Here is a 16,781-nt window from a genome sequence, read left to right as displayed (position 1 = left end):
GATAAATGATTTTTTAGTCTTGTTTAAAAATTACTTTTGAAATATAAAGTTCATTTCCTTGAACAATTGTACTTGAAGGCTGCCCGCAGTCACAGACAAATCGATGAAAATGAACAGGAAAGTTTTTTTGGCAATGATCGCAGTAAGCAATAATATCATTTACCATAACCTCCATTTCCATATCTTGATATTGGGTGTTTTCGGTGATAAATGCATCAAATGCATTTTGGATCAATACGGGTTGTACATTGGACAATAGCCCAGCAGTCACCTGGATTTTTTGAATATCATCTATTTTTTCCGCATAATGGGAGGTCAATGTATCGAAGATATCCTTTACTATACTTAGCTCGTGCATTGGTATATTTTAAGAAATCAATAAAATAAATTTAAATAGAAAAACAGACACACTGTATTTTCTGATGAGAAGCAGGAAAGCCTTTAAGGCTAAAATGGGATTTTTATTTGCTCAAAAAGCAAGAATCGGGCTATCGGAATAGGTTCTAAATCCAAGGTATGCTCATATCCGTAGTTATTCTTTAGCATGGACGCCAATAACTCATGCCAAAGTAAATCGACTGTAACAAGCCAACGGTCCATCAACCAATCTTGGTTCATTTCAGCATCTATTTCTGCAATAGATTGTAAGGATGGATACACGGCCTGGAGCTTGTTGTCTTTGATTTTTTGTTGGATGGATAACGGAAGATTGGATTTTTCTAGGCGAATTTTTGTTGAAGAGATTTTAGCTGAGAAACTATCACTTTTCAGTACAAGACTGTCAGCATTTAAATGCTTAAATGAAACTAACAGAATGGTAACTATAAAAATAAAGTGCCTCCACATAGCTGTAACCTAAAAAAGTAACGTGTTTCTCTTCGAGAACATTACAAAGTTACTACCGATCAAATAAGAAAAAGTAGCACAAATCTTGAATTTTATTTCACAAAATCGGAAAACTCCAAAGAAAATTCCATAATTATCCATATATTAAATTAAAATTTGGTTAAAGTGAGATTAAAATGATATTAGAGCAATAAATCTGGTTCTTTTTCTACTTTTTTAGCAGCTCTCTTGACCACAAAAATAAGGTAGAATAAGAAGCCCGAGGTCCTCATGTTGGTCCTCGGGCTTCTTAAATAAAAAGGCTATGTCCTGTTTATCTATGCAAATCAAAGCGGTCCAATTCCATTACTTTATGCCAAGCAGCAATAAAATCTTTGACAAATTTTTCTTTTGCATCGGTGCTGCCATAGATTTCAGCAACAGCCCTAAGCTCAGCATTAGAACCGAAGACTAGATCAGCACGTCCTGCCACCCATTTTTTTGCGCCTGATTTACGGTCCGAACCTTCGAAAAGTTCACGGTCTTGTGAAATGGCTTTCCAAGCTGTTCCCATATCCAAGAGATTGACAAAAAAGTCATTGGTCAACTGCCCAGGTCTATCGGTCAGAATACCTGTTTGAGAACCATCAAAGTTTGCCTGAAGGGCGCGCATGCCTCCTATTAAAACAGTTAGCTCTGGTACGGACAAAGTCAACAGCTGAGCTTTATCAATCAGTAGCGACTCGGTAGAAATACTATAAGAACCCTTTCGATAGTTTCTAAATCCATCTGCAATCGGCTCAAGATATCCCATGGACTCTATATCAGTCTGTTCTTGAGAAGCGTCCATACGTCCTGGATGAAAAGGAACTCTGACAACATGACCACCATCCTTCGCTGCTTTTTCAACCGCTGCCACTCCGGCCAGGACGATCAGATCCGCCAAAGAGATCTTCTTACCACCTTGTTGTTTACCATTAAAATCCTGTTGAATTTGCTCCAACACGGCCAGTACTTTTTGCAATTGTGTCGGATTATTCACTTGCCAATACCGTTGGGGAGCTAATCGTATCCTTGCCCCGTTTGCTCCCCCCCGCATATCTGATCCACGAAATGTGGATGCTGAAGCCCAAGCTGTTGTTACGAGTTCAGCAATACTTAGTCCAGAAGCTAAAATCACTGATTTTAGATCCTCTATATCATTTTCATCAATCAAAATATGATCCACAGCTGGGACCGGATCTTGCCACAACAATTCTTCTTTAGGTACTTCGGAGCCCAAATATCGCTCACGAGGTCCAAGATCACGGTGGGTTAATTTAAACCATGCCCGTGCGAAAGCATCTGCAAAAGCATCTTGATCTGTATAGAATTTACGGGAAATTTTTTCATAAATTGGATCAAAACGTAAAGACAAATCGGTCGTCAGCATGGTAGGTCTACGCTTCTTATTTGGATCAAAAGGATCTGGGATACTGGCATCGGCTCCTTTGGCTACCCATTGATGGGCGCCGGCGGGGCTTTTGGTCAGCTCCCATTCGTGTTCAAAAAGGTTCTTAAAGAAGAGATTTGTCCATTCTGTCGGCTTCTGTGTCCAGACAACTTCCAACCCACTGGTAATCGCATCCGTTCCAACACCTGTCCCATATGTACTTTTCCATCCAAGGCCTTGCTGTTCAATACCAGCTGCTTCAGGTTCTTTGCCTACGTTATCAGCAGGACCGGCACCATGTGTCTTTCCAAAAGTATGTCCTCCAGCGATCAAAGCAACAGTTTCTTCATCATTCATTGCCATCCGACCGAAAGTATCTCTGATATCTTTGGCTGCTGCAAGTGGGTCTGGATTTCCATCCGGTCCTTCCGGGTTCACATAGATCAACCCCATCTGTACTGCTGCCAAAGGTTTTTCAAGGTTACGTGAATGAATCTTTCCATCGGCATCATCATCTGCAGATAATACACCATGGGCTTCTTGTACACCTTCTGATCCCTGTGCATAACGCACATCACCACCGAGCCAGGTCCTTTCCGATCCCCAATACACATCTAATTCGGGTTCAAAAGCATCCACACGCCCACCTGAATAACCAAAGGTCTTAAATCCCATAGACTCCAATGCAACATTTCCTGTTAAAATCAATAAATCTGCCCAGGAAATATTTTTTCCATATTTTTGTTTAATCGGCCATAAAAGTCTACGTGCTTTGTCCAAGCTAACATTATCGGGCCAGCTATTTAATGGTGCAAAACGTTGCTGTCCAGTGCCGGCACCGCCACGTCCATCACTCACACGATATGTCCCCGCACTATGCCACGCCATACGGATAAATAATGGGCCATAATGTCCAAAATCTGCGGGCCACCAATCTTGTGAGTCTGTCATTAATGCATGTAGATCTTTTTTGACAGCATCCAAATCCAATTGCTTGAAGGCTTCTGCATAATCAAACCCTTCATCCATTGGATTTGACTTGGAAGCATGCTGCCTCAACAGGTCAACACGGAGCCGGTCAGGCCACCAATCTTGATTTTGTGTTCCCCCACCCGCAACAGCGTTGCGCATAGTCCCATTATGAAATGGGCATTTGCTAATGTCTTTTTCGTTATTGTCCATATTAAAAGAAAAGTTTATTGTATAATACTTTAAATAATCAAATTGTTTGATTTTTACTTCCATAAAAGTAATAAATCACGATCAATATTTTCATTGAATGATTTGATGTATTATAACTAAAATCTATAACTAACTTTAATCACAATAGAACCAACAATATAACTCATGATAACGCTGAGGAGGTATATTTTCCTTATCGAAACGATTTCAAAAAACAAAAGCTATGTTTTTGTTATTCTACTATTAGATTGGACTAAAGGACCTTTATCATGGGAGAATTATCAACCTATCTGGTGAGTGCATTCATTGGGATTAGCCTGGCAGCTGCAACTGGTTTCCGGGTTTTCATGCCTTTATTTTTGTTAAGCTTGGGATGTCGACTCGAATTATTTCAAGTTGACAATGAATGGGCATGGTCTGGCTCTGATCTTGTGTTAATCACCACGACCATTGCGATGCTCATAGAAATTACAGCTTATTATATCCCCCTCGTCGACAACATCCTTGATACGATATCCATTCCTTTAGCAACAATTGCGGGTACCTTATTGTTTGCTATGCAGTTTACCGATATCACACCATTCTTCCGTTGGGCTACCGCCATGATCGCCGGGGGTGGTACCGCAGCAACAATCAGTACAGTCCTTGCTGGCACCCGCGCAGCATCCTCAATCGGTACGGCAGGCCTGGGTAATTTTATTATCTCGACAATGGAAACCATAGGCTCAACTATTTTAACTGTATTGGCCATTTTCGTTCCATTTATGGCCATCATCGTCGTAATAGGTCTTTTTTATTTCTTTGGAAAATTTGGGAAGAAGCAACTGAAAAAGAAATTCAGAAAACAACACCCTGACTTTCATAACTCTTCCAGATGAAAAACATCCATAGCCGACGCCAATATAATCAGCGGAGACCATGAGCACCATGATAAGACCTGCTCTATGGAAAAAACTGAATGGTTTTTAAATCGAAGAAAGGACGCTCATTGATACCGAAAAAGACAGGGTAATAGTATATTTATTATTCTTAGAAAAAAAGGACAATACAGTTTTGTATTATCCTTTTTCTATGCCGTTTCCCACTATCTATTGACCTTGGGCCACTTAATTATTTATTAATCGATGACAACTTCCTGTGGTTTTTCCACTTTTTCAAGATCTTTGGGAAGAATCACCGTTAATACACCATCTTCAAAACTAGCGTGTACATTCGTTGTCAGTACCTGTTCATTCAATTGGAATTCACGTTCAAATGCCATCCCAAGATGTTCTTTATAGATATAGTCTATATCATCATTGGTTTTATTTTCAGTACAGGAGATCTTCAAGATTCCCTCATGTATACTGACCTGGAATTGTTCTTTCTTCCTGCCGGCAGCAAAAAGTTGTACTTCATAAAATTCTGAGTTTTCGGAAATATTTGCTGGGACAAATTGCTGTCCCTCTCCTCGTCCCGCTGCTTCTCCCTCAAAAAAATGCTGTTGAAATCTTTCAAAGCGGTCTTTAAAATGTTGGCCACAGAATCGATTATGATTTGAATATCCTCTTGCGTAATTATCTTTTTTAAACATGATATAAGTATTTAAATAATGCGTATTTTATTTTTCACCGAGCTTCCAAGAGCTCTCTTCAAACAGTTTATTAATATACTGGAACTATGGTGGCATTCTTTTGGGCCCGATGTTTCTGTAAAGGAACAATCGCACGATCCACTCTGGCCTCCGTATGTCTATTGGGATAAATAGGTGCCCTTCCCATTTTTAATCCACGGATTTCTCTATTGCGCATCTTAGCAACCATAAAGGCCCCGATCGCAAATAAAATTGTTGTAAATAATAGCAGCTTAAAGATTGTTCCTATAATCAAGCTAGCTAAACCTACTACTGCCGTAAGCGCTATCAGGCGGGGCAATATAAATCGAAGTTTATTTTTCATCTGAATACTTTTTTATTAATTGTTCATTCAACTTAAACCCCAAATACGTCGACTACATTCAGGATGATTTTCCAGTTACCATAATGACACGGCACATGCATCATTTATATGTTATCAATCATTAGCAGGTCGTCGCGTCCTGCTATTTCCTTTAAGGTATGTCTCGGGATTTGAGAATAAAAAAAGGCGCCTTTTATAGAAGAAGACGCCTGTAATAAAATTTTACTTTAAAAAATTCATTTTTTTTTAAAAGCCACACCGCCCACTAAAACGGCGCTTCCATTCTGCCCGTAAGCGTTCTCTTTCTTCTTCTGAAAGGTCTTCTTGCTTGTCGATGTACTGTGGAAAATCAGGACGGAATCCGCCTCTTTTAGGTTTACCAAAACCTCGACCAAATAGGATACGTGACAGCACAAAAAGACCAAATGCCTGCCAGTAGGTAATCGCCTTCAGGTTGAAAATATCGCACATCAGCGTATTCCATAAATATTGCAATAGTGCAACCAGTAAGAAAATTCCAACGATAATGGCAACAAACATGAAAGCAAATTTGCCTTTTCCTTGTTTTCTCATTCTTCTATTCATCGCTATATTTCTTTAAAATTTTAATTCTTCATATAAACTACGTAAACGCAATCGTAGATGCTTTACGGCATATCCCTTTCTGCTGATAATCGTTTTTAGATTTTCGTCTTCCATGTCAGCAATCTCCTGAAGTGTTTTTTCTTCAATCTCATTGAGCATAAAGACCCGACGCTGTTTTTCAGGTAGCTCGTCCAATGCCTTCATCAGTTCATCCCAAAAAATATCCTTAAATAATTTAAGCTCGGGATTGTTGGAGTCGTCGGCCAAAAGATATTGGCGGATTGGCAAACTTGCATCTTCATCTTCATTTCCCTCGATAAGGCCTTCAAGAGATTCATTTTTCTTTTTTCGATAGCTGTCCGTAATCTTATTTCGAGTCACAGCATATAACCATGCGCCGGCGTTTTCTAATTCGTCCATATTGGTCAAACGACTGAGTTGATACCAAACTTCCTGCAGAATATCTTCGGCATCTTCGTTTTTTTTCACCTTTCCCTTTACAAAGCGCAGCAGCTGACTTCCATAAGTCTTAACGATATTCGTAAATGATCTGGAGTTTTTCTCTGCCATATGATTGTGGTATGCAATGTCCATGACTATACGGACGAATCAGCCGGGCTTTTACTTTAAAATTATTGCTTTCTTTTATTTTTTTGTGCCAACCTTGGATTCTCCCCTATTCATCCTCATCTTTAAACAGATCCCGGAGGACTATTATTTTCTGTTATCACGAATAATCTTTCCTTTATCAGTTATAAAGATATAACGATAAGCCGGGAAATTACGGATTAATTTCCTTCCTTCCTTTACCCCCAATACCATAATTGAGGTACTCAATGCATTTGCGATTTCTGCAGATGGACCATAGATGGTGACCGAGGTCAGCCCAGTGGCCGGATATCCAGTAACAGGATTAATGATATGGGAGTAACGTTTTCCATGGATTTCAGCATATTTTTCGTAGCTACCAGATGTTGCAACAGCCATTTCATTCAGCTGAAGGATCTGGACCATCTGATGTGGCTTGAAGGGATTGTTTACCCCAATCTTCCAGGAATCACCATTGGGCTGGTTTCCCCAGGTAGATAAATCTCCAGATGCATTGACAATCCCAGCAGACACGCCACTGTTTTTCATGATCTCGCGACCACGGTCAGCAGCATAGCCTTTACCAATAGAGCCAAAACCAATCTTCATACCAGGCAGCTCCAAAAAGATAGTCGATGCTGCACTATCTATCTTGATATGCTGATAACCTACTTTAGTAACAGAATTTCTGATCAATTCTTCCGAAGGCATTACAGTCATACTCCCATCAAACTTCCATATTTTGTCCATTGCAACTATACTGATGTCAAAAGCTCCTTGCGAATTTTGCGCATATTGAATTGCTCTTTTAGTCAACTCCAATACTTCACGATCAACTTTCACTGGTTTGATCCCAGCATAGCGATTTACTTCGGATATCTGCGTATGTGGCCGCCATTCTGAGATCAGGTCCTCTATGCGAGAGACTTCCGCAACGACTTCATCCATATGTTTTTTAGCCTTTAAACTGTCTTGATCCACTAAACTAATTTCAAAAACGGATCCCATCAATGTCATCTGTTTTTTGAATAGTATCTGTGAGAAACTATTGGACATGAACATGAACCCCAATAGGGCCATGAATACAAAATGTTTATAATTTTTCATTGGAATTATCTAAAGGGCCTTAAGATCAATTTAAAGATTATCCAGGGCTAATTGAGAAGAACAATATATAATCGCTGAAATTAATAACAATCGGCCAATATTTGTCCATTTTCCTTATAGAGATCGATGGATTTTCCGCTATGTTCTAACAACATGTTATTTAAAGTACGCTCAACATCATGTTGCATGCGAAGTGCACCACATAGCATGATATACCCTCCCTGTTCAAGTAGTTCTACAAAATATAATGCATCTTTATGAATGAGTTCCATCACATATTGTTTATTATGCTCACGTGAAAAAGCTAGTTGAAATTGTTCCAGTTTCTTCAATTTTATCTGTTCCTCAGCAAAACTAATATAACTTGCAATGATCTCGTTGCTGTTCCGAAAACCAGCGTACAGTCTAACTGGAACTTTAGTTTGGTTTTCAGCAATCATGCCCAGGAATGGAGCTATTCCTGTCCCGTTTGCGATCAGTGCAATTCTTTTTCCTTCTTTTGGAAAGTGAAAACTTGGATTTGCCAGCACACGTGCTCGTACAATTTGGTCCTGCTCCAATCGATACAAAAAACCAGAGCCAAATCCATCAGGAAACAATTTCACAATCAATTGGATCAGACCATCCTTACAGCCAATGGAATAAAATCGTTCACGTTGATCATTATCTGGATAAATTGCCAACAGGTCTCCGGACTGTACTTTTTGCTTTCCCAAGGGTTTCAATAGAACCATAAATGTGGTATTACGTTCAGAAATGGCAGACTTAGATATTACTTTGAATTTTCTCAATCCAACTATCTTTGAGCTATAAACGGCAGGTGCGGAAGCTAAGGCAATCGAGGTCTGCTCACTCCAATGGTGGATCCATGAGATGAGTTGACCGACATTTTTATCGTTTACCGTATGCATCGCCAATAGCCTGCAAGCCCATGTCTGATTTTCCAACAAAGCATCAATATGATGCGCATATGCACAAAAATCCGGATAAGCTTTTGACCCAAAACCAAGTACAGAGAAATAGACATTCTGCTGCTGTGGGTATGACATCAACTTCTGTTCAAACTGAACAGCATTGGATGGTGCTGTTCCTAAGCCATAGGTCGAGGTGAATAATAATAAGTACGTAGCTTTTGGAAAAATTTGATATTGATCCATCCCTAGCAATACGGATTTCTTTCCATCAGCCAGTAACTGCCTGTGGATCTGATTGGCAAAAAACAGCGTACTTCCATTTTCAGTACCAAATAAGATAATAATTTCGGCTTCCTGGGGTTTGTATCTATTCTTTATCCTGGTGCGGGTGCGTTTGAGCGTAATGACAAAGCCCGTATAAATAAAGAATACGATATTCAGTGATGCCAAGCCTAACACAATCGCCCAAAATGCATTTGTTTTGCCTGTATGGAGATCCAATGAAAACTGTTCTGCAAGAGCTGCAATTGGATACTTTACCTCCTGATGAATAGTTCCATTTAATTGATTTATCGTCAGCTCCCGATCCTTGAATTTTAGTATATAATATTCTTCAGGATCGCCTTCCATAAAAGGGAATTCGAGCTTAACAATATCAGCGAGTTTAGTTTTCTGAAATAGGGTAAAATCGGCCATATTCAGCGGTTCTGCAGGCTGTATATCGGCAGGATATTCAACCTGCTGGTTTGTCTTTTTCAATAATTCAATTCGCACCAGGAATAAGTATGTTCCAGTAAGGGCCAAAATTAAAATTGGCAACAGAAAAAGACGTCCTGAGACCACATGGAAGTACTGCGAAAAGAAATCCCGGTTGATCTTGGCAAAGAAATGCCGAATCCCCTGCTGACGCTTGATGATCAATACCATTCCAGAAATCGTAATAAGAATTAAGAGAAACGACACGACACCAACGACTATGCGGCCCGTCTCTTTCAAGAAAAGGGAACGGTGTAGGGCTGTTGTCCATTGAACAAATTGGGTTTTACCTTTTTCGTTCCCAAGAAATGTCCCTGTTTTTGGGTTGATATACCCTTTTATGGTATTGCCTCCAGTATCAATGGCATCAATATGCACAAACTGATTATGATCAACGGCAATCTCAATAATTTCTGGATAAACTTTACGTAAACCGGAAATGGTCTGCGCAAGGTCCATAGATTCTATATCTTCTACACGATAGGAAGGTATTTTCTCATTGACGGCATCCACTGCCAAGATGACTCCCGTGATCGATAATAGCAGTAAGAAAACCGAAGAAACAAGTGCAAGTGCTAAATGTGCATACCTCCAAACAGATACAAGCATGTTTTTTTATTGTACTTTATTTAGTTTAACAAGCTTGATGTATCCTTTACCCGTTGCTTTTACAGTAATTGCTTCCTTCGTAAGCGGGATTTCTAGGTCGGCAACATGGTACTTCTGCTCTTCAACGGCAGATTCGAAACGAAGTTTATATCCTTTATTGAATTTGGACTCATCAATTTCAAGGGTACGCATCGCACGATCACCACCACTAACAGAAGCTCCGGTAACTGCATTCAACTTTTCCTTTGTTTTGCTCTGGAACTTATACCACTCCTTAAGCGTATTATACCATTGCTTATCAGGTCCCAATACAGCGAGTGTCTTTTCATAAGCTCCTTTTGGGTTAATCAAAGCAATCACCACATAGGCCCCCTCACCTTGATAGGCATTCATCTGGATCAGGCATTTATATTTACCCGTTTGAGCAAAAGAACTACCGGCAAGCACTGTCAGCAAAAGCGTGACCACTGCAATTTTAATTCTATTTTTCATCATGTTATTTTAAAAAGTCCAACTGTACATTTCCTTTAGACAAAAAGTCATTCTCCTTTGCCAGATCATAAGCTGTTTCTTCAAACTCGGTTTTTAGCTCTTTTTTTGCCCCCAAAGCAATCAATGCTTTTAATAGGGTGTCATCTTTTGCAATCAGTGCTGCCTTATGCAGTGCAGTAGTACCTGCTTCATCCTGAGCATTGATATCAACGCCCAGCTCACTTGCTTTCTGAATGAGTTTTATACTTTCCTTGGCAACCGCTAGATGATACAATGTACTACCATTCTTTTGTGGTGCTGCCATATCCAGTCCACCGGTTTTAAGTATTACTAGTTTTTCTTTAAAATCATCTACCTGTGGGCCATTTGCTGAATTTCTTTGCTGTGAACCAGCAGCGTGACCTCCTTCTTTGTAGGAATTGAACCAGTAATACGCTAAATTGTTACCATCTTTATCCGATATCTTAAGATCAGCTCCCTGTTTAATCAAAATTGCCGCAATTTCAGCAGATCCATTTCCTATAGCCTTAGTCAAGGCTGACTCACCCTTCTCATTGATGGCATTTACATTTTTTGCACTTGAAAGCAGCAGCTCAACCAGCTTCGCATCTTTACCATTAGCAGCCACCATCAGTGCAGTATTTCCTTCATGATCTGCCTTAGCAACGTCGACACCTTTCGCCAGGAAATAATCGATTACAGCCTGATTAGGCCGACGTACAAGCGCATGTAATACCGTTGCTCCATCTTTGTTTATAGCTTTAGGATCCAATTTAAGCTTCTCTACCAAGTAAGTATAAGTATCCAATCCATTTGAAACTTGCCGCGATCCCTGGGTTGCAAAAAACAAGGCCTGATCTGTTGGTGTTACACCACGGGCAATCAATTTTTCCATAATGGATGTATTGCCTAATTTTGCAGCATAATCCGTCAGGGTACGTCCGTACTCATCTTTATCTTGAATTGAAAGTCCTTTTTTGGTAAAATAATCTGTCAGCGCAAGATCTTTATCAGCCGATACCGCAAGCATCATCAAGGTGGCCCCTCCCTCGTATTTTTGCTTTGGATCTATCCCCGCTTTAAACAGGGCTTCATAAATGGCTGTATTGGTATTTCCAGTTGAAGCAGCATAAGCAATAACAGGATAGCCATGGCTATCTTGATAGTTGACGTCCGAGCCTTTGGCTATTAAATAGTCAACCAGTTCAGCATTGCCACTTGAAGCGGCCCAATGCAAATAACTACGGCTATGGTGTGTTTTCTTAGTCACGCTGTTCCCTTCCTGTTCAACCATAAACTTGATGACATCAGTTGGCGCACCATTTAATATCGCCATGGTAACCGGATCAAAAGATGCTGCATTGGGTTGAGAGGGGCTGTTTCCTTTGCTTATCTCATCCTTAACAGTAGCTATTGTTGGTTTCCCCTTCCAAAAATCACCGTTTATCAATGAGTTTGTCTGTGCCTGTGCATAAGATGCTGCAAAAAGTAGCGCCGCTAAAAGTGTCTTTTTCATTAGAAAAGTTATTTATTCATTATTTTAGTTATGGGGCATTCGTGCCGCCTTTACCCCATGGGAGCCTATTTCATCGGAATAAATGTTCCCTTTGCTGCCCATATATGTCTTATTATCTTGTATTACTACCCACTATATTTCACCGTTCCAGCTAGTCTTACATATGGTCGAGTCAACTATATATCCTAGCCTTTTATTTATGAGCTGTTGAATAACCTTCCTGATTGAGCGTGATATACTTGTTATTCATGGCAATAAAACAATATCCATTCTTATATACTGGAATAACAATCTACTGACACATCGTATTCAACGTTGATTTCAATAAAGGAAGATTATTGTTTTATTTAAATTAATTCTAAATTATTGCAAATCTAAACAATATTCCCATACCAAAAAATTAAAATCAGCTAAATTTTCTTGTTTTACATCTAATTTAAGGCCTTTTCTAACATAAGCATGCCGTATACATCCTCCCCATTATCCAACATGATACTATAGGGTCGTTCTGTCTAAACTATTTAATAATGATTGTTTAATCGTAGTAATTTTTTTAAGCATTATATTTACTTTTATATTAAAAGAAATGTCATGACTAGGGTATCCGCGAATATTTTTATTGCAAATTCTGTAAAAGGTGGGCATGGGCATCGGCTTTTCTACCGCATATATGAGCCTACGGACAAAAAGATATTGGCCACGATACTGATTATCCATGGCATGCAAGAACACAGTGGCCGTTATGAAGAATTAGCGGAGCATCTAACCACACGTGGATATGTGGTACTTACTTATGATCAATTGGGACATGGAAAGACGGCAAAAAATGACAAGGAACTAGGATACATTCCGTCATCGCATCCTACAGATCAACTGATCCAGGATGCCATAACTATAGGAGAGTCACTACGACAACGTTACCCCAATCTTCCGCATTTTATTTTGGGACATTCCATGGGTTCTTTCGTTGCCCGTTGTGTCCTACAAGAAGTTGGAGATACCTTTAAAGGTGCCATACTCGTAGGAACGGGTCAACGCCAGAAAGGAACATCAATTTTTCAGATCTTGCTGGCTTGCTTAAATACCATTGCCCCAGGAAAAAGAAGTAAGTTCATCAACCGGATATTTAACAGTCGTAATAATGCTCGATTTAAAAACGAACCCAATCAACAAAATACCAATTGGTTAAGTATAAACAAAGCAAATCGTCTTGCATTTATTGAAGACCCCCTCTGTGGGGGTCTGTTTACCAATAATGGCTTCTTTACTGCCCTGGGACTAAACCTTCGCGCGACAAATCCAAACCGTACTAAACGAATCCCCCAAACTTTACCCATCTTATTTATCAGTGGTCAGGATGATCCCATTGGAGATTTAGGAGCCGGAGTAAAACAGGCCTCTGAACAGCTGCGTCAACAAGGCCAGATCGACATCTCTATTAAACTATATGCCGGAATGCGCCATGAAATCCTCAACGAAGATTGTAAAAAGGAGGTTTTTGAATTTATAACTATCTGGCTTGATAAACATTTATCTTAGTTTTTGTCCCAAATATTTCCGGATTGGTTTATCCAGAAAATGAAAGACCAGATAAGAAAAAAATAATAACATCAACATGCCAACACTATATGACAGGTCCTATTATAATCTGCTTATCTAAAAACTGGAGCGGTTTTCTCCGTAACACTGCTTGTAGTATTCTCTATGATTGGCCAATCTTCCTTCCAGACAAGCTGATCCAAAAGTAGCATTCGGCGATTGCCACCGGTGGAAACCCGGGGTCGTTTTGGATCCATGGCATGATACAGAATCCAGTCATTTCCCTGATCATCGGTCATAATCCGTGAGGTATGGCCTGTACCGACAAACTTATCATTTCCTTTTAACAGTAAAGTTCCATTTCCCCGATGCGTGAGATCTCGGCCTTGTTTATCCAAATATGGTCCCTTCAGATCACGAGATCGGCCGACCAATACATGATAATTGCTTCTTTCCCCTTCACAACAAGAACCTTTTGATCCAATAAAGTAATAATATCCATTTCGTTTATGAATCACCACCGCTTCAAAATCTCCAGCGGCAACTTTAAATTTTTTACTTAAGTCAAGTACCTGTCTTCCGTTCTCATCTAGCTCAACGCCATATGTACCTTGAGTAGCGGCATCACTAAAACTACCCCAGAAAAGATAATTGTGACCGTTCTCTGCAAAAAAATAGGGATCGATGGAATTCGGTACCTGGATCGATTTACTATCAAAGAGCTTGCCTTGATCCATAAATGGTCCTTCAGCTTTGTCTGCAGTGGCAATCCCAATTCCAGGATTGGGGTCTCCCCACGTCGAGTAAGCATAGTACATGATATAGCTCCCATTCAGCAGCACCACATCCGGAGCCCATATTCCACCTGCTGACTTCCATTTGGGTTTTTCAGCAAATGCAGTACCGATCCAAGTCCAATGGGTTAGATCTTTAGATTCCAGGATCGAGACCAGGCGTTGTCCTTTCCCGTCACCCCAATTGTCGGCTGTTCCATAGGCATAAAACAACTTACTTTGAGGATCCCGCACGATGGTAGGATCTGCAAGTATGGGCTCAAATACAGGATTTATATAGGTTTTATTTTGCACCGATACATTTGTCTTTTGAACAGATGCACCACCTCCACAGTTCATTAAATTCAGCAGAGTAACTGCTACAATCCAATATTTTAGCAACATGGCATTCAACATTTTTTGATTTAGCTTAGATCAATCCTTCCGCTGGCCAAACCAGTGGCATCTCAAAAGGAAAAAAAATGCCTTCAATTTCACGGACTTCCAATACTATGGAAGATTTTCACCGCAAAAACAATTTCTTTAAGGATTAATCCTATTTATTGATAAAAAGAAACATGAATCCCTAAATAGGATCATGCCATAAATATGGCTATAGTTTATGCTATAGCCATATTTCAGCATATTTTTATTTGACAGGTGCAGTATATAACGCCTGATGTGCAGCTTTCAGCTCTGATTCGGGCATTTTTACGACCTTACGATCATATGTCATCAAGCCATTTGTTTCCACTTCCACATCTGTAGTCTGTGTATATACCGCTGCAGACAGCCCCATAGGAATCAATCTTGTCAAATCACGGATTAGATGCTTATAACGTTCCAGCAGCTCTGTTTTATTTTTAAAACTTTGGTATCCCCAGTTATCTTTTTGTTGCCAAGAATGCCCATCTATAGGAAGTCCAAGTCCTCCAAACTCACCCAGTGCCAAGACTTGATTGGATCCAAATAACTTTGGGTCCGGCATCGCTGCATCCGGATAGTTATGTATATCTAAAATATGCCCCGTTTCCATAAAGTTTCCGCCACTGGCGCTATTTACCAATCGAGATGGATCGTTGGCGATGGTCCATTCCGTGATTTCTTTCGTTTTGAACTGCCCCCAAGCTTCATTGAATGGCACCCAAATAACGATGCTAGGATAATTGTGCAGGACTTCCATAATAGCCTTCCATTCTTTTCTATAATATCCTTCTGATGCCGCTGAGCGTTCTTTATCCCGATTTCCACCAGAAATTTTTCCGGGTTGCATATCCCAATGATTTCCACCAAGATCACCACTCGGCATATCTTGCCATACCAACATGCCTATACTATCGCAGTAACGGTACCAACGTGCAGGTTCTACTTTGATATGTTTACGGATCATATTGAATCCCATCTCTTTTGTCTTGATGATATCAAATTTCAATGCTTCATCTGTTGGTGCTGTATGTAGTCCATCCGGCCACCAGCCTTGATCAAGCGGTCCATACTGAAATGTAAATTGATTATTCAACATCAAACGCTGTATGCCATTCTGATCTTTTTCCATTGCAATTTTGCGCATCGCAAAATAACTTTTGGCCTGATCAATAACTTTCCCCTTGCGGAGTAATTGAATCTCCAGATCATAAAGCTTTGGATGACTTGGTGACCATGCTTCCAAATTAGGCACTGAAAGATCAAATGATGTATTAGGTTGTCCGGTTTGCTCTTTGATGACCTTACCACCATCTAGTGCCCGTATCCTGATCTCATCCCCTGTCTGGCTTCCTTCCACAGTTGCTTGAAAAGCAAGAATACCATCATCCAACCGTGGGGTCTGTTTCGTTTTAACGATATAGGATTGTGGTACGCTCTCCAGCCATACGGTTTGCCATATTCCGGTCACCGGTGTATACCAAATGCCATTAGGTTTGTTGACCTGTTTACCCCGTGGTTGCGGGCCATCGTCCGTAGGATCCCACACACGTATGGCAATCTCCTGCTTAGCCCCTTTTTTTAGAAAACTTGTCACATCCATTGAAAAAGGATCAAAGCCGCCTTCATGCCTGCCAACCAATTGATTGTTTACATAGACATCACATTGCCAATCCACCGCGCCGAAGTGAAGCAGCACCTTGTTTCTATTCACCGACTTATCTAGTTTAATACTATTATTATACCATAAAGCTTTATCTTTTCCGACTTCCTTACCTACACCCGAAAGTGCAGATTCTATCGCAAATGGAACCAGGATATCTCCATCCCATTGCGTTGGAATTTCTTTTGCATCTACTGGTGTGACTTTATATTTCCATAAGCCATTCAAATTTTGCCAGTTATTGGCTCTTTGTAACTGAGGTCGTGGGTATTCAGGATGTGGTTTCTGTGCGGTCACTTTTTCGCCCCAGGGAGTCAATATATGGCTTCCTGCAGGTTTCCATTCCTGCGCAAAATTCAATTGGGCAGCCATCATCAAGCTAGCAAAAATTAAGGTTTTCTTCATCATAAAAAAAATCGTTAAGTCATTTATATCTTGTT

The 16,781-nt window shown here is 40.1% G+C and carries 15 protein-coding genes; 2 read left to right on the top strand and 13 right to left on the bottom strand.

Annotation, left to right across the window (positions count from 1 at the left end; genetic code table 11):
* Positions 1 to 13: 13 nt before the first annotated feature.
* The 3 genes from HX021_RS00495 to katG form a co-directional block, all read right to left on the bottom strand.
* Positions 14 to 358 (bottom strand): hydrogenase maturation nickel metallochaperone HypA/HybF, encoded by a 345-nt coding sequence (locus HX021_RS00495; RefSeq protein WP_286587455.1) that lies wholly within the window; start codon positions 356 to 358, stop codon positions 14 to 16.
* Between the two features lie 89 nt (positions 359 to 447).
* On the bottom strand, positions 448 to 846 hold the full coding sequence (locus HX021_RS00490) for a hypothetical protein (RefSeq protein ID WP_286587453.1): 399 nt from the start codon (positions 844 to 846) through the stop codon (positions 448 to 450).
* 313 nt (positions 847 to 1,159) lie between these two features.
* A complete protein-coding gene (katG, locus tag HX021_RS00485; protein WP_286587451.1) occupies positions 1,160 to 3,439 on the bottom strand; it encodes a catalase/peroxidase HPI in 2,280 nt (759 codons plus the stop codon).
* Positions 3,440 to 3,708: 269 nt separating this feature from the next.
* On the opposite strand from katG, the gene HX021_RS00480 reads away from it, so the two are divergent.
* Positions 3,709 to 4,317, top strand: coding sequence for a DUF4126 domain-containing protein (locus HX021_RS00480; protein WP_286587450.1), 609 nt, complete (start codon positions 3,709 to 3,711; stop codon positions 4,315 to 4,317).
* A 239-nt stretch (positions 4,318 to 4,556) separates the two neighbouring features.
* On the opposite strand, the gene HX021_RS00475 is transcribed toward HX021_RS00480, so the two are convergent.
* From HX021_RS00475 to HX021_RS00440, 8 genes are all read right to left on the bottom strand, one after another.
* Positions 4,557 to 5,012, bottom strand: coding sequence for an Hsp20/alpha crystallin family protein (locus tag HX021_RS00475; RefSeq protein WP_286587449.1), 456 nt, complete (start codon positions 5,010 to 5,012; stop codon positions 4,557 to 4,559).
* 70 nt (positions 5,013 to 5,082) lie between these two features.
* Positions 5,083 to 5,376 (bottom strand): hypothetical protein, encoded by a 294-nt coding sequence (locus HX021_RS00470; RefSeq protein WP_286587447.1) that lies wholly within the window; start codon positions 5,374 to 5,376, stop codon positions 5,083 to 5,085.
* Positions 5,377 to 5,622: 246 nt separating this feature from the next.
* Positions 5,623 to 5,961 (bottom strand): hypothetical protein, encoded by a 339-nt coding sequence (locus tag HX021_RS00465; RefSeq protein WP_286587443.1) that lies wholly within the window; start codon positions 5,959 to 5,961, stop codon positions 5,623 to 5,625.
* A 12-nt stretch (positions 5,962 to 5,973) separates the two neighbouring features.
* Complete coding sequence (locus tag HX021_RS00460) at positions 5,974 to 6,531, bottom strand: RNA polymerase sigma factor (RefSeq protein WP_286587442.1); 558 nt, start codon at positions 6,529 to 6,531, stop codon at positions 5,974 to 5,976.
* Positions 6,532 to 6,675: 144 nt separating this feature from the next.
* On the bottom strand, positions 6,676 to 7,656 hold the full coding sequence (locus tag HX021_RS00455) for an FAD:protein FMN transferase (protein ID WP_286587440.1): 981 nt from the start codon (positions 7,654 to 7,656) through the stop codon (positions 6,676 to 6,678).
* A gap of 80 nt (positions 7,657 to 7,736) precedes the next feature.
* Positions 7,737 to 9,935 carry a PepSY domain-containing protein gene (locus HX021_RS00450; RefSeq protein ID WP_286587439.1) on the bottom strand — a complete coding sequence of 733 codons (2,199 nt, stop codon included), beginning with the start codon at positions 9,933 to 9,935 and terminating at the stop codon, positions 7,737 to 7,739.
* Positions 9,936 to 9,941: 6 nt separating this feature from the next.
* A complete protein-coding gene (locus HX021_RS00445) occupies positions 9,942 to 10,430 on the bottom strand; it encodes a DUF2271 domain-containing protein (protein WP_286587438.1) in 489 nt (162 codons plus the stop codon).
* Position 10,431: 1 nt separating this feature from the next.
* Positions 10,432 to 11,943 (bottom strand): ankyrin repeat domain-containing protein, encoded by a 1,512-nt coding sequence (locus tag HX021_RS00440; RefSeq protein ID WP_286587436.1) that lies wholly within the window; start codon positions 11,941 to 11,943, stop codon positions 10,432 to 10,434.
* A 591-nt stretch (positions 11,944 to 12,534) separates the two neighbouring features.
* Here HX021_RS00440 and HX021_RS00435 point away from each other — a divergent pair.
* Positions 12,535 to 13,482 carry an alpha/beta hydrolase gene (locus HX021_RS00435; RefSeq protein WP_286587434.1) on the top strand — a complete coding sequence of 316 codons (948 nt, stop codon included), beginning with the start codon at positions 12,535 to 12,537 and terminating at the stop codon, positions 13,480 to 13,482.
* A gap of 113 nt (positions 13,483 to 13,595) precedes the next feature.
* Here the strand turns inward: HX021_RS00435 and HX021_RS00430 are convergent, their stop codons facing one another.
* Both HX021_RS00430 and HX021_RS00425 read right to left on the bottom strand, forming a co-directional pair.
* Positions 13,596 to 14,660, bottom strand: a complete 1,065-nt coding sequence (locus tag HX021_RS00430) for a family 43 glycosylhydrolase (protein WP_286587432.1) — start codon at positions 14,658 to 14,660, stop codon at positions 13,596 to 13,598.
* Between the two features lie 244 nt (positions 14,661 to 14,904).
* Positions 14,905 to 16,749 (bottom strand): glycoside hydrolase family 2 protein, encoded by a 1,845-nt coding sequence (locus tag HX021_RS00425; protein WP_286587430.1) that lies wholly within the window; start codon positions 16,747 to 16,749, stop codon positions 14,905 to 14,907.
* Between the last annotated feature and the right edge of the window lie 32 nt (positions 16,750 to 16,781).

This window comes from Sphingobacterium sp. N143 (genome assembly GCF_030325625.1).
Classification (GTDB): domain Bacteria; phylum Bacteroidota; class Bacteroidia; order Sphingobacteriales; family Sphingobacteriaceae; genus Sphingobacterium.
Note: the sequence above shows the minus strand (reverse complement) of the source record. Positions and strands in the feature narration are given on the sequence as shown.